Here is a 13,762-nt window from a genome sequence, read left to right as displayed (position 1 = left end):
AAGGAGGTACACATAATATGAACGAATGGTTGAAGCTACTCAAAGCACGGAAATGGATGAAAAGTAATGAACCTTTCCTATATGCATGGCACGCCTATGTTGGTTATGAGTTGGATTTGTTCGATTACTTTCAAAACGGTAACACCGTAGAGGCGGTTGCTGCTAAACATAAGCTTGATGAAGCTTTATTGAGAAGATGGTCCGAGGTCGGGTTGGCGATCGGTCATTTGAAAGGTGAAGTAGATGGTAAGGTTACTTCTCAACCGAGCATTCACAAGTATACATCCAAAAATAGTCCCCATACAGTCGGTGCATTATTAAAGGAGATGATGGAGCTTCACATTCCAATCTTGCTCGAATATCCTCAGCTCTTGAACCATCAAGAGAAGATGCAATATCAAGACAAAGATTTCGCTGCGACTGTTGCTGAAACCTCCACTTTCATTGAACGCTTCGCTTTTCCGAAGGTATATAAGTGGATGAAGAAGAACAAAGTCAAATCCATGCTCGATTTAGGTTGTGGACATGCCGGTTACATCTCACGTCTTAGTTCAAAGAATAAGAAATTGGATTTGCATGGGGTCGAGCTCAATCAACAGGTCTGTGACGAAGCCGTTTCACGCTTATCCCGAGTGAAAAATAAGAATGCGACGATCCATCAAGGGGATCTGACAAACTGGGAATGGCACGGGAAACCGTTTGATATGGTGATGATGAACAATGTATTGTATTATTTCTCACCGCTAGAAAGAGCCGGTCTTTTCCAACGAGCGCATGAGCTGACAGGTAAAAAAGGTTCCCTCGTTCTGATTTCCCCTTTGCGGGAACCTGAACACGGGCATGCTTTTTCAGCAGCATTCAACAGTTTCATGAGCGCGCATGATAATCTGTTCGCTTTACCTTCAAAGGATGAAATCTTTTCGCATGCTTCCGATCAGGGATACAAGCTGAAATCGATGACCCCTGTTGTAAAAGAAGGGGCATGGTATTTCATGGCGTTCAGAAAGAAATGATGATTATGTAAAAAGGATTGACACTGACAACCGTCAGGTCAATCCTTTTCGCTATATGGTTATTGAGCTGGAATCGTACCGCCAGCTTGTGAATAGCGTGCATAGAATTCTTGGACGAACTGGTTCGTAATCTGGTCATCATGGATGAACAACATATTCTCATCATTGTTATCGTTCCCGTTCGTACTCCAGTTCGTTGAGCCAACAACAACAGTCGGATCGCTGTTTGTATCTGCATCGATCAACATCGTCTTACTATGAAGCTTACGCGTTTCAGCATCGATATAGACAGGAGCAGGATTCGCCCAGCGGATGTTCGGGTTGTTTGCGCTTGTTTGAGAAGCTGTCCGCCCCGTCATCTCAATACTTGCCGACCACCATTGATTCCAGAAATCACTGTCGAACACCCCTTTGATATCAAAGCCGGTGAGTGTCCCTTGCATGTCATTGTATGAGCCTTCCCATTTGTACTTCAGTTCATCGACCAACGCCTGATCAGACCATGCGAAAATAGTGAAATATGTGTTGATGTTTGCTTCATTCTTCACAAGTTCAGTCAATTTACCAACTGCATTGTCTCCAGAAGAGAAATACACCTCAACTGTTTTTCCACCAATGTTAACGGAATGTGGCGTGTTGTCCGTTTTACGTGGTCCAAGGTTTGCATCTTGTGGAGAAGGATTCATCGTCGCACTCCCCCACATTTCGTTGAATTCTGTTTCATAGATTCCTGAAAGCTCAGGTGAATGTAATTCGACGACATGTTGTTGATTTCCATCTAGTACACCGTTCGCCATGTTTTCATCCGATCCATAAAGACCTGTTACAGTGAAATTCCATGTTCCAGTGAATACCCAAGTGTCATCTACAATAGCGAATTTGTTATGCATTTGGTTACCAGGGGAATAATACGTACCGTCCGGCTGTTGCTCCCCTTCTACGAACCAGTAGCCTGTTGTAGCCGTCGACCCGACTGTTCTCGTTTCATATGGGAAATCATCCGGAGACGCCGGTAGACCATGATCCGCACGTTTCGTCTGATCTTCTACTGCATACATCGGTGAATCAGAGAACACAGTGATGTCATCCGCTGTCCCTAATGTCATATCTTTTCCGCGTACCATTTCTTCCAAGTACAATCGCATCGTCGCAAAACGTTCTACGTAATGTGGATCATCTGCATCCTTCGCATCCGCAACTACACGAACGTCCACACCTTGAGCTGCTTTATTGACCAACGCATCGACCACTTTTGGCAAGTTGATTTCATACGTCGCAAAATCAATGCTTGTTGTCGCTTGGTTGATACGATGGATCAAGCGGTCCTCCAGGTTCACGTTGTAATTCGCTTCATTCCCTGCGTCCGCATAACCTGTTAACGCACATTTATTGAAATATACGTTGATAGAGCCAGCTGTCTCGGATACTTGGTTCAATTGTTCCGTTGTTGTGTCGCAAGATGATCCATTTCCTCCAGAAGAACTTTGGTTCGGAGTACCGTAACCGACATCATATGTAGCTGTTGCAGTAGCCCAATTGGAAGCCGTAGTACCACTGACCGCAGCATCGACACGTTCCATCGTTGCTTTCGTATCATTATCTCCTGCATACCATTGATCGACAGAGTCGATTACGGATCCGGAGTTATCTTTCAATTCAAGGACTTCATTCGAATTACTCATTGAGCCTGTATAGATCAGGTTGGCTGACACGTTAGGTACCGTACTGTCATCGGTACGTTCCAACAGATAATGTCCACCTGCCGGAATACTACCAGTCAAATTGATGGCAGGATCTCCGTCCGTCGCATTTAATGTCCAACCGTCCAATGTAATACTGCTGGACGTAGGGTTATACAACTCAATCCATTCGTCATTGTAGCTCGCTGTCGTTCCCATCCACGCAACTTCGTTGATGACCACATCACGAGTAGATGCTGCTTCCGCGGTGTCTACTTCAGTAATCGGGTTCATAAACGAGAGTGTAAGCGCTGTCATTAATAAAATCTGCAAAAACTTCTTCATTCTTCGATGCCCCATTTCGTATTGTTTGAATTTAAAAGCTTACCTTTCTATTAAACACAGAAACATGTAAACGCTTCAACATCATTTCGTGAATTTTATGTAAAGTTAGGCCTTATTTCATGCGGGTTTGTCCAATCCCGGACCATAAAATTACATATGATGAATATTAAGTTAAAAATGGTAAGGAGTTTAGTAAAGGTGATGAACGAGACTAATAAAATCATCGATCCTTTTTTCGTAAATTCTATTGCGAAAAGTGGTACACACTTGATTCGGCCGTTGCTTGAAGGTGTACCTGAACTGAAGCACCAAAACTTCATTTATCCAGGTCACATATATCAACTTCAGGAACATAAGCAAGTTCTTTCTAGAATGTCTGCAAATCAATTTGCAAACGGTCATCTCTTCCACTCTGAAGAATATGTAAAACTATTTGAAGATCTTAATATGAAACAAGTATTTCTTTACAGAGACCCACGAGATATCGTTGTTTCCTATGCCCACTTTTTCATGAAGTTCCCGAATCATCCATACTATCAATTTTTCACAGAAAACAATATGACCGTGCAATCCCGATGTAAGTTGATCATTAATGGAAATGAGATTCTAAGAAGACCGAACATAAATGATTGGTATCATCGCTTCCTTCCTTGGAAGAATGAACCGAACGTTCTCCCTGTAAAATATGAGAATCTAGTTGCATCCCCAGAACTGCAGAAACAAGAGTTGCGGAGAATTCTACAATTTGTAGGTGTCAACAGAAAGAGTTCCCTTCAGATTGAAGGTTTGTTACGCAGGATGCAAAATCATGTGGATCCTACCAAGTCCCCTACTTATCGAAAAGGTCAATCTGGGAACTGGAGACAGGAATTTGATGAAGAGGTGAAAAACCAGTTCAAAAGAGTGGCTGGTCAGCTACTGATTGAACTAGGTTACGAGAGAGACCTGAACTGGTAGAAAAAAAGGGACAACCCTTCGTTGGGCTGTCCCGTACATCGTTTTCTAGCAAGTTAATCGTCTTCATTACAATAAGAACATTGTCTTTTTCAAATAAAAATACACGTTTTGAAGCTTCAATTTGCTGCCCTCGATCCTGTCGACTTCTTGTTCGGAAGCTACAGTAATCAGGAAATTAGCATTGTCGTTCATTTGAATTGTTCCATATACATCATCAGTAGTGAAGTATACAGTTTTCCCTTTGTTTACGTACGTACATAAATCCTCGAATGATTGAATATAGGTTTTGTTTTGGCTATCTAACAATTTTCTGTCCAGTTGAGCAAAACCATCGAACCCAATGTTCAACATTCTCCCCCCTTCTTGCTATACTAGTAGAATAACAGAAAATCCACCAAATTTATTATTCTTTTTTACAAAAATCTGCTATTTTTTCATAAATAGTTTTATAGGAACAGTTCTTTATCATCATTTTCCATGAAAATAAGCTTCAAAACCTAACTATATTACTATAAGTTCAGTCCAATGATTTGTTATGCTGAGGAATAGAAACAATACAGCTTTGCTCAAAAATGTCACCCTTTCAAAAACATGTGAGAAAAGATATTTTCTCCAAGTGTTCTTGAGGAAATGGTGCAAAGTGAGCAAAAAATTTAGTTATGTCGAATAGATGCTCTTTTCATATAGAAAAGGTATAATAGGGATAATTTAGATTCGGGGACTTTCCCTCACGGAGGAGAACAACTTTGGAGTTAAAGAAATACATACCGTTCGTCTTACTTGTCGGCATCATCATTTTCCTAATTCCATATAGTATTCCACTGGTCTTGGCACTATTGACAGCAGCTCTTCTGGAACCGTTTGTGAAAATGCTCAATCGCACGTTTTCCATCAAGCGGGTCTGGAGTGTCGTCATCAGCTTCACCCTCTTCCTGGCATTATTGTTGGTCGGTTGTTACTGGGCTGTTACGACACTGATTGTACAGGTCATCGAGTTTTCCGAACAATTGCCTGAATTCGCCCAATACATTTTTGCCAGTGTCGAACAGTTCGTGCTTCAAATGGAAGAATATTATCAAGAGGTCCCTCCTGAGTATTTATCGACCATCCAGGAAGCGTTAGAAGATCTTCGTAAATTCTCAGTGGATTTCCTATCAGGGATTGCAAACGGCATTGTCGGATTCGTCACAGCAGTTCCGGTCCTTCTGATTCAACTGATGATTTATCTTGTCAGTCTGTTCCTGTTCAGTTTGGACCTGCCAAGACTTCATGCTGGATTCCTGAACTTGTTCTCTGAAAAAGCGAAGGAGAAAGTGCAGCTCGTTTTGCAGCAGCTTTCATTCGCCTTTGTCGGATTCTTACGTGCCCAGTTGATCTTAAGCTTTCTGACCTTCATCATTGCATGGATCGGCTTGCTCATATTAGATGTGAAGTATGCCTTGATCTTTTCGATCTTGATTGTCATTGTCGACATCCTACCGATACTTGGGACAGGCTCCTTCCTCGTTCCATGGTCACTATACAACTTTTACGCAGGTGATCAACGGTTGGCGATCGGCTTGCTGGTACTGTTCTTCTTGATTACGATTTTCAGGAGGATCATCGAGCCGAAGATTCTTGGTTCCAGCCTTGGAATCAGTGCACTTGCTGCATTAGCAAGCTTGTACATCGGATTCGCACTGTTAGGTGTGGTCGGGTTGATCATCGGTCCAGCTGTCGTCATCATCATCAAGTCGCTCGTAAACGCAGGATTCTTGAATGTGAAAATTGATTTTTGATCAAACCAGAGGGGTTGTTAATTCGTGAAAGAAATCACGGATGACAAACCCTTTTTCTATTCTGAAATTGGAAATTTTTTGCCTTGAAATGAGGAAATGAAGCAGGATTGTTCACATAATGAGAAGAATGATTAATACAGTAGATACTTGTCGAAGATTTGAGGGTGATGTCATGAAACCTTTTGAGCATTCTATACTAGATAGTTACCCTGAGCCGTATATCATGTTTGTCTTTTCGAAGGATTCTCAGGATGGTGGGCACATCAACTATGCGAATCAGGCAGCCTTAGAGGCACTACAATTGAATAAGAACAGCATCGGTAAAAGTATCGAAGAAGTGTTCCTCCATCCAGAACAAATCATACAGGGGTGCCGTAAAGCGATTTCGACTAGTGAGCATGAGACGTTAGAACACGTTTCCATTACACATCATGACATCGTTTTTGAGTCGGTCAAATTTGCGCCCATCTCTTCGGAGAGTGGTGTTCAATATTGTGGCATGATTCTGGATACCCCTTATACTTCGGACAAGATGATGACCGATGACCGGATGGTCGAGTCCATTTTCATGTCGTCTCCAAATGCAACGCTCGTCCAAAGTGTGGATGGAGAAGTTTTCAAAATCAATCCGGCTTTTACAGAAATGTTCGGCTGGAAAGATTACGAAGTGATCGGACACACGATTTCGTTGTTCCCATCCGGGTATGAAAAGGAATACGAAGAAATCGTCCGTCAGCTGAGGAAGCAGGATGTGTATCTCATTCCGAAGACGAAGCGTGTCCATAAAGACGGCACTGTGAAAGATGTATCGATCTGCTATATGAACATCTACAATCACCGTCGCGAACGGACAGCTGTAGCTAGACTATATATAGATATTTCAAAACAGATCCTTTTCCACGAAAAATATTTAGCACAGCGCAACTCTTTTCAGCTGATCACAGAGAACATGAAAGACCTGGTCGTGATCGCCGATTTTTCAGGAAAGGTCCTGTACGCATCTCCATCCCATTTAGAGATCACCGGATTTTCAGCTGATACATATTTGAACCGGAACGTCTTCAGGCACATCTATTCTGAAGACCGAAGGAAAGTGTTCAAGCAGATCCAGAACATGGTCCATGCCGGCCGGTCCGCTAAGGCTGAAATCCGATATAAACATGCGAGCAAAGGATTTATCTGGATAGAATTGATTGCTTCTCCATTATATGAAGGAAAAGCGCCGTATAAGAAGTTCGTCATCGTCGGCCGGGATATAACCGATCGCAAGCATGCAGAGCAGGCACTACAGGAAAGTGAGCGGAAATATCGTCTGATTCTCGAAAAGACATCAGACTTCATCGTGACCTTCAATCAATCCGGTGATGTGAATTTTGTTTCCCCTTCCCTGAAGACATGGTTGAACCATTCGTCGGTTACGAATATGTATGCCTTCATGACCGACTATGTCGTGAGAGATGACTTTAAGCTTCTATATGAAATCACCCGGAGTGTTTTTGAAACGAAGGAAGCCGAACAGATCGCTTTTACACTGGAAAAGAATCAAAAGAATTACACCTTCGATGCGGTGCTGACGCCACTGATCTCGAATGAATACAATTCCTATGAAGAAGACATGATCCTATTGATTGCGCGCGACATTACAAAGCGCCTGGAAGATGAGCACGTTTCCATGCAATTGGAGAAAATGTCGACGGTCGGACAGTTAGCTGCAGGGATTGCTCATGAATTGAGGAATCCGCTTACGAGCGTCAAAGGGTTCATCCGAATGATCAATGATGAAGTGGAAGATCCGCTTCTTCAAAACTACTTGGATATCATTGGTGGCGAGCTGGATAGCATTGAGCGGATTGCGGATGAGTTCATGGACCTTGCGAAACCGCATGTCGTCAAGTTGAGTGAAACCGAGCTTCATGATATTGTCGACGGCTGTGTCCGCTTGTTCGAGGGGACTGCTTTCCTGAAAGGAATCAACATGGAAGTCGAATATATCGACGAGCAAGAAATCATCCTCAACTGCCAAAAGAGTGCGTTGAAAAGAGTGTTCATCAACATCATGAAGAATGCGATGGAAGCGATGGAAGAAGGCGGAGACCTTAAGATACAGGTGGAATTGAGAGACCATTTCGTCGAATTGCGGTTCATTGATTCCGGTAAAGGCATTAAAGAAGAACGCCTGAAGTACATCGGAGAGCCCTTCTATTCCACGAAAGAAAAAGGAATTGGTCTTGGCTTGATGATGAGCCGTAAAATCGTCCGCGAACATGGTGGAAAGCTGACGATCGAATCGGAATACCTTAAAGGCACGACGATCCGAATCATATTGCCGCTTGCGAAAGCCCCTTCTGGTCTTATACCTATACGTTCATAATGATATTGTGATGAAAAAAGGATGCCTACCTCAAATTGAGGAGGCATCCTTCCTTTTTTACGTTATTTTGAGCGCTTCAGTTGTCTCGTTTTGCTCTGTTTTTGAGTTGATCTTGCCAAAATGAAGGTTGATCCAGCCAAACTCAGGTGTTGTCTTGCCGTAATGAAGCAAGGTTCAGCCAATCAGGTCTTTCTTACTAAAAAGAGATATCTTTATGAATCACAGTAAGGACAAACCGGATTCATCATTGAAACCCCTTTTCCCACCACATTATTTTGTTTCATAAATCAACAATGAAGCGTCGTCATCATCTGGAACAGCATATAATCTTATGCCGTCCTCTTCTTCCTTCGTTTCGAGATAAACCGGATTACGTGTAATTACATGGTGCTGTGGTGAGAATTCCGCAAGTGGTACTTCATGCTGTATTTCGTGCGACTTTTTGTCCAATAACGCTAGTCCACCTAATTCGTAAGTGCCTCCATCTTCTGACGGCAACCCAGCTAAACCACTGCAAATCATATTATTCTCATCGATTCCTTCACAGTCCTGGTAATCAATGAAATGGCTCGGATTCTTTTCAACCGACTTCACTTTCCCTTTATGATTCCATTCATAATACGTCCTAGATCCCCAGCTGACGCCGTATAGACGACTCTTCTCTTCATCGCTCACGACACCGCCGATGTGGTCGTCCACCTCAAATACTTCATTCACTTCGTTAGACTCCGGATCCACCTTGTACATGATGGATTGGCTATGTGGCCGGTATTCCGCAACGGGTACCCAAATGTGTTCACCATCAAAATCAATTCCACCTGGATGATACATATCGCCTTCACCCAGCTCGATATCCTTCAACAATTGGCCTTGCTCATCTACAACAAACAGATGCCCGACTCCCTTACCGGCTGTTCGATCATATCCATCTTTCGGCTGATTATATTTCTTCGGCTTCTCAATGATCTCCACCGATGAGATGTAGTACTTATCCTCGATCTTCGTCATCCCTTGTGGGTGATGGACGTTGAAATTCAAATCAAGCTCCTCGACTTGGTTCCACTCTGTACTACGTTCCAGCTGTTTGAATTCATTTGTCAGACCTTCCGTATCGCTGTCAGTGGCAACGACCGTCGATACCGTTCCAATCAGTAAAGCGGCTGATAAAATGGTTGTGATTACGCGCATGTGCGTTCCTCCTTGTGGGTATGTACGTTAACGTTTTAAACGTAAACAATTTCACCCTCATTAGGAAGAGGAACCTGCACTTCTTTAGACTATTTACGAAGAATTAAATGTCTCTTTAGTTTTAACACGAAACTGTAATCCTACATGTAACAATTCCCATGTAAAAAACCCCTTCTCTCATCGGAAAAGGGGTTCATTATCTAAATTTTTTATGAAGCAAGTTGTTCCATCCGTTTCAAGTATGGTGCCAACTTGTAGTAGATCATCACGAACAATACGGCGACAATCGTGCTCTTGATCAAGTTGAATGGCGTAATCCCTGTTAGAATCAACTGCGTCATCATTTCAGACGTCATCGGATCATAATTCAGGAACCATGTGTACGCTGGCAGGATCAACACGTAATTCAATAGTGCCATCACGAGCGTCATTGTAAACGTTCCTGCAACCAATCCCATTGTCAAACCTTTCTTGCTGCGATACTTACGGAACAAGATTGAAGCCGGGACGATATACAAGCTGCCCGCCAGGAAGTTGGCGAACTGTCCGACAGGTACCCCTGTCATACTACCTTGCACACCGTAATGCAGAATGTTCTTGATCGCTTCGACGGTAATTCCTGCAACCGGTCCGAAGACGATTCCGCTTAATAATGCCGGTACATCACTCAAGTCGATCTTAAGAAATGGCGGCAGTCCTGGAAATGGAAAATCCAGGAGCATCAATACGTACGCCATGCTGCTCATTAGTGAGACAGCAATCATGCGATACAATCTCCCCTTTTTTTGCATAGGAAACCTCTCCTTTTCCTAAACGCCATCTTGCTTCCAATGCATTGCACACTTCCGCCCATATGAGATCCACCTGTTTTCTATGGCATAAAAATCCCTAAAGCTATTCGCAGCTTTAGGGAGTATTTGCGCTTTCTATGACAGGTTTTTAGACCATTAGAAACTAAGCCTCTTCTCGTACGTGACTAAAAGAAACCGTGCAAACATCTTCTCCCATCCAGACTATACTGTCGGCTCTGGCCTTTAACCAGATCAGCAAAGCTCTTCTGTTTGAGAAGAACAAAGCTCGCGGGCTCATGAAGGGGGTCTTCATCTACCGCCGGTCGGGAATTTCACCCTGCCCCGAAGATGGTGTTTATGTTGTTGTATTTACAATTACAGTATATCGTTAAATGGCTTGATTCTGCAATAGGAATGCTTATTTCCCATCAACTGACACTTTTCAGGTCCGGTCTTTCCTTCTTCTGTTTTTTCTTATAGACCATCTTAGCTAGAGATATACTGATCTCATACAACAACAGTAACGGTATCGTCACAAGGAAGTCAGAAATGAAATCCGGCGGCGTAACCGAAACGGCGACCACAACGAGAACGAAATATGCGACTTTCCTTGCTTTGATCAGATGGGTCGGGTTCAATATACCGATGGTCGTCAAGAATAGAATGACCACAGGTAATTCAAATAACAACCCGAAAGGAAGGGTCATCTGCATCATGAATCGGAAATACTTCTCTGTTGTGTACATTTCTTGGAAATGATTAGCTGACAGACCTTCCATGAAGGAAAGGACCATCGGGAAGACAATGAAATAACCGAACGATATGCCGACCAAGAATAATAGAAATAATACTGGAATATAGGAGAGCGTTGCTTTCTGTTCTTTCAAGTTCAGCGCTGGTTTAATATAACGATAGATTTGAAATGCGGCAAAAGGTATGGTCATGGCAATCGCACAAATCCCCGAGATCATGAAATACACCCAAAGGATATCTGAAGGTCCAAGGATGACGAGCTTTTGATCGAGTTCCCGAATCAGCCATTCATAAATCTCCTCGACAAACACGAAGGATCCAACCAGGAATAGGATGAACACAACCAAAGTCCAGATGATTCTTTTTCTTAATTCTTCTAGATGTTCTGTGACTTCCAACTCTTCATCCACTTCACGCATAGCATTCACCGCCTTTCTTCTTTAGTAGAAAGAGGCTGACTCAATCGCATCGATTAAGCCAACCCCCATCCCATTATTTCTGTTCGCTTTGAGCTGTTGCTTTTTTCTCTGCTTTATCGTCGTCATCATCATCAGAAGACATCAAATCTTTTGTAGAATTTTTGAATTCTCTCAATGTGCTGCCGGCTGCTCGTCCGAGCTCAGGCAGTTTAGATGGTCCGAAGATGATCAATGCGATGATCAAAATCAAGATCAATCCAGGAATACCAATTTGACCGAAAGGCATCGTTCATTCCTCCTCTTTTTTATCGATTAAAATCCGATGATTGCTACGACTGCAGGTCGTGGCATACGTTCTCCTGCTCGGTGTGGCCATGTGCTTGTCGGATTGGATAGGTCTTCTGTTTCTTCACCTGGATGTTGGACGGATAAGAACAACGTCTTTTCATCGGGAGTGAAGGATGGTCCAGTCAATTCAGCTTGAATAGGCGCAGATGCGAACTGGAATGCTTCCCCTTCTTGGGGACCAGACGTTGGGATTGCAAACATTCCGTTATTCTTGAACGGTTTCCAGACTTTATCGTTCAACTTGCTGCTCGAGATATCCGTAACCGTCCACAATGTTCCGTACTGGTCGAATGTCAGGTTATCCGGAGCACTGAATCCGCTCTGGATTCCACCTGCTGCGAAAATAGAGAATTGGAATTCGGAAGCTCCGTGGTCTCCATCTTTCTCAAAGAAACGTGTGATGTGTCCATGGATGTTTCCGTGCTTATCATTATTTGTGTGTGCAACGAAAATCGTTCCATCAAACGGGCTGATTTCTACATCTTCCGGACGGTCTGTCGGTGTTGCACCAAGAAGGATGGCAGCATCATGTGCATGCACAACGACATCCGCTTGTGTTTGGAACTTTTCAAGCATTTCTTGGTTCCCTTTTGCAGCTTCCCGAACCGCTTCTACTGTCAATGCGATCCATTCTCCACTGCTTAAATCTGCTGCATAAAGCGTTCCTTCATTCAATAGATCTGCGTTTTTCTTCCCTGCTTGCTTATTGTATTTTCCTTTACTTACAAACTTGTAGACGCAAGCATCTTTCTTGTCATCACCCATATAAACGACGACGCGTCCATCTTTTGTAGTGCCCATCGATGCGTTTTCGTGATTGAAACGCCCTAGAGCCGTATGTTTACGGACTTTGAAGTTCGGATCAAAAGGATCGACCTCGACAACCCATCCGTAATGCGTCTCATCCAAACCTGCATCTTCAGCTGTATCTTCATAGTTTTCTTCACATGTCAGCAGGGTACCCCACAATGTTTTACCACCAGAACAGTTGGCAAATGTACCTTGAACCTTCGTTGCACCATTCACAGCCTTCGATCCAGCTGCTGGTCCAGTCAAGTTGATTTGTGTGAGCCCTGTAATACGGCGAGCGTATTTTGATTTCGTGTCCATCTTCCAGGTACGACCATCTCGATAAACTTCAATGATGGATCCACCCTGGTTGTAAAGAAGCGTTTGGATTTGCTCTTTCGAATACTTGTCTACCTCTTGTCCGAAAACGAAAAGATCTGAAACATATTCATGGTTGACCCAGAGCAATCCGCGCTCACTTTTACGACGATCATCGTCATCATCGTCTTCCCGCTCACCATCTCTTTCATTGATCGGGAAGTAAAGCGTGAAATCATTATTAAATCCAAATGTGTCTCCTTGTTGATTGATCTTATCTCCGTAGGCCGCAACAACATTGTATTGGTAGCCACGAGGCAAAACTAGATCATCTTTAGAAGAAGGCTCGATCGGGCTGAACTTGAGTCGGCCGATTTTTGGCTTCCTCTGTCCTTCTTTATGAAAGTCACCTGCTTGAACAGGTTTTGTAAGAACATTTAATCCCGTGCTTGATGCCGCAAGGGCTGTTGCACCCGTACCAAGATAGGTTAGGAATTTTCTTCGATTCACCTTACCCATTTCCCGTCACTCCTTATATATGTGAGTTGAAGTTTGTTGCAATTTTCATGATAAGCCTCATTTTTTAAGGAATCGTGTAGAAAGGGTTACAAGCTTGAAATAAGACGCATTTTAGCGATTTTCAGGAAAAAAAGTCTATTTTGTTGAACAATTTTGTAGTTCTAATTTACTATACTGCTTCCATGAACAGGATGATTTGGATGTTCATACAATCAGCTTTCTGACAACACCATTGAATTGTAAAGGAATTGTGTAGAGCTTTACGTTTTGTTCATATATAACGATTGGATTGTGCCACAAAATAGACAAAAATAAAGCCCCCACCAATTTGGATGAGGGCTAGAATAGTATAGACAAGCGGGAAACATACCCGCTGTTCTTACAAAAATATAAACAAGCTGCATAGCGAACCTCTTGCCGGAGAGAACCTCCCCTAAATATTGGAACGTCCTTGGAACAACCGTCTCGATGCAAAGATGTTCTTCCTCTCCGCT

The 13,762-nt window shown here is 43.0% G+C and carries 11 protein-coding genes and 1 riboswitch; of the genes, 4 read left to right on the top strand and 7 right to left on the bottom strand.

Going from position 1 to position 13,762, the window contains the following annotated elements:
* Positions 1-17 precede the first annotated feature (17 nt).
* Positions 18-1,013, top strand: coding sequence for a class I SAM-dependent methyltransferase (locus ACSVDE_RS01585; protein ID WP_439299210.1), 996 nt, complete (start codon positions 18-20; stop codon positions 1,011-1,013).
* A 59-nt stretch (positions 1,014-1,072) separates the two neighbouring features.
* Here ACSVDE_RS01585 and ACSVDE_RS01580 read toward each other — a convergent pair whose 3' ends face one another.
* Entirely contained in the window at positions 1,073-3,037 is a 1,965-nt protein-coding gene (locus tag ACSVDE_RS01580) for a phospholipase D-like domain-containing protein (protein ID WP_439299209.1), read from the bottom strand.
* Positions 3,038-3,238: 201 nt separating this feature from the next.
* On the opposite strand from ACSVDE_RS01580, the gene ACSVDE_RS01575 reads away from it, so the two are divergent.
* Positions 3,239-3,994 (top strand): sulfotransferase domain-containing protein, encoded by a 756-nt coding sequence (locus tag ACSVDE_RS01575; protein WP_439301910.1) that lies wholly within the window; start codon positions 3,239-3,241, stop codon positions 3,992-3,994.
* Positions 3,995-4,060: 66 nt separating this feature from the next.
* On the opposite strand, the gene ACSVDE_RS01570 is transcribed toward ACSVDE_RS01575, so the two are convergent.
* Positions 4,061-4,345 carry a hypothetical protein gene (locus tag ACSVDE_RS01570; protein WP_439299208.1) on the bottom strand — a complete coding sequence of 95 codons (285 nt, stop codon included), beginning with the start codon at positions 4,343-4,345 and terminating at the stop codon, positions 4,061-4,063.
* Positions 4,346-4,740: 395 nt separating this feature from the next.
* Between ACSVDE_RS01570 and ytvI the strand changes: the two genes are divergently transcribed.
* Both ytvI and ACSVDE_RS01560 read left to right on the top strand, forming a co-directional pair.
* Positions 4,741-5,772 (top strand): sporulation integral membrane protein YtvI, encoded by a 1,032-nt coding sequence (gene ytvI, locus ACSVDE_RS01565; RefSeq protein WP_439299207.1) that lies wholly within the window; start codon positions 4,741-4,743, stop codon positions 5,770-5,772.
* A gap of 118 nt (positions 5,773-5,890) precedes the next feature.
* Positions 5,891-8,143 (top strand): PAS domain S-box protein, encoded by a 2,253-nt coding sequence (locus ACSVDE_RS01560; RefSeq protein ID WP_439299206.1) that lies wholly within the window; start codon positions 5,891-5,893, stop codon positions 8,141-8,143.
* Positions 8,144-8,413: 270 nt separating this feature from the next.
* Here the strand turns inward: ACSVDE_RS01560 and ACSVDE_RS01555 are convergent, their stop codons facing one another.
* From ACSVDE_RS01555 to ACSVDE_RS01535, 5 genes are all read right to left on the bottom strand, one after another.
* The gene (locus tag ACSVDE_RS01555; RefSeq protein WP_439299205.1) at positions 8,414-9,331 is read right to left on the bottom strand and encodes a DUF6454 family protein; all 918 of its coding nucleotides are present in this window, start codon (positions 9,329-9,331) and stop codon (positions 8,414-8,416) included.
* A 209-nt stretch (positions 9,332-9,540) separates the two neighbouring features.
* Positions 9,541-10,122 carry an ECF transporter S component gene (locus ACSVDE_RS01550; protein ID WP_439299204.1) on the bottom strand — a complete coding sequence of 194 codons (582 nt, stop codon included), beginning with the start codon at positions 10,120-10,122 and terminating at the stop codon, positions 9,541-9,543.
* A gap of 201 nt (positions 10,123-10,323) precedes the next feature.
* Positions 10,324-10,476, bottom strand: a riboswitch (FMN riboswitch).
* 74 nt (positions 10,477-10,550) lie between these two features.
* Complete coding sequence (gene tatC / locus ACSVDE_RS01545) at positions 10,551-11,294, bottom strand: twin-arginine translocase subunit TatC (RefSeq protein ID WP_439299203.1); 744 nt, start codon at positions 11,292-11,294, stop codon at positions 10,551-10,553.
* A gap of 73 nt (positions 11,295-11,367) precedes the next feature.
* Positions 11,368-11,580 (bottom strand): twin-arginine translocase TatA/TatE family subunit, encoded by a 213-nt coding sequence (gene tatA / locus ACSVDE_RS01540; RefSeq protein ID WP_439299202.1) that lies wholly within the window; start codon positions 11,578-11,580, stop codon positions 11,368-11,370.
* Between the two features lie 26 nt (positions 11,581-11,606).
* On the bottom strand, positions 11,607-13,268 hold the full coding sequence (locus tag ACSVDE_RS01535; protein WP_439299201.1) for a PhoX family protein: 1,662 nt from the start codon (positions 13,266-13,268) through the stop codon (positions 11,607-11,609).
* Between the last annotated feature and the right edge of the window lie 494 nt (positions 13,269-13,762).

It is taken from the genome of Pseudalkalibacillus sp. Hm43 (assembly GCF_051842935.1).
Classification (GTDB): domain Bacteria; phylum Bacillota; class Bacilli; order Bacillales; family Fictibacillaceae; genus Pseudalkalibacillus.
Note: the sequence above shows the minus strand (reverse complement) of the source record. Positions and strands in the feature narration are given on the sequence as shown.

What these genes read in the sequence shown, in the direction of transcription:
- ACSVDE_RS01585 (WP_439299210.1), top strand. Translation starts at nt 18, where the DNA reads ATGAACGAATGGTTGAAGCTACTCAAAGCACGGAAATGGATGAAAAGT.
- ACSVDE_RS01580 (WP_439299209.1), bottom strand. Translation starts at nt 3,037, where the DNA reads ATGAAGAAGTTTTTGCAGATTTTATTAATGACAGCGCTTACACTCTCG.
- ACSVDE_RS01575 (WP_439301910.1), top strand. Translation starts at nt 3,239, where the DNA reads ATGAACGAGACTAATAAAATCATCGATCCTTTTTTCGTAAATTCTATT.
- ACSVDE_RS01570 (WP_439299208.1), bottom strand. Translation starts at nt 4,345, where the DNA reads ATGTTGAACATTGGGTTCGATGGTTTTGCTCAACTGGACAGAAAATTG.
- ACSVDE_RS01560 (WP_439299206.1), top strand. Translation starts at nt 5,891, where the DNA reads ATGAGAAGAATGATTAATACAGTAGATACTTGTCGAAGATTTGAGGGT.
- ACSVDE_RS01555 (WP_439299205.1), bottom strand. Translation starts at nt 9,331, where the DNA reads ATGCGCGTAATCACAACCATTTTATCAGCCGCTTTACTGATTGGAACG.
- ACSVDE_RS01550 (WP_439299204.1), bottom strand. Translation starts at nt 10,122, where the DNA reads ATGCAAAAAAAGGGGAGATTGTATCGCATGATTGCTGTCTCACTAATG.
- tatC (WP_439299203.1), bottom strand. Translation starts at nt 11,294, where the DNA reads ATGCGTGAAGTGGATGAAGAGTTGGAAGTCACAGAACATCTAGAAGAA.
- tatA (WP_439299202.1), bottom strand. Translation starts at nt 11,580, where the DNA reads ATGCCTTTCGGTCAAATTGGTATTCCTGGATTGATCTTGATTTTGATC.
- ACSVDE_RS01535 (WP_439299201.1), bottom strand. Translation starts at nt 13,268, where the DNA reads ATGGGTAAGGTGAATCGAAGAAAATTCCTAACCTATCTTGGTACGGGT.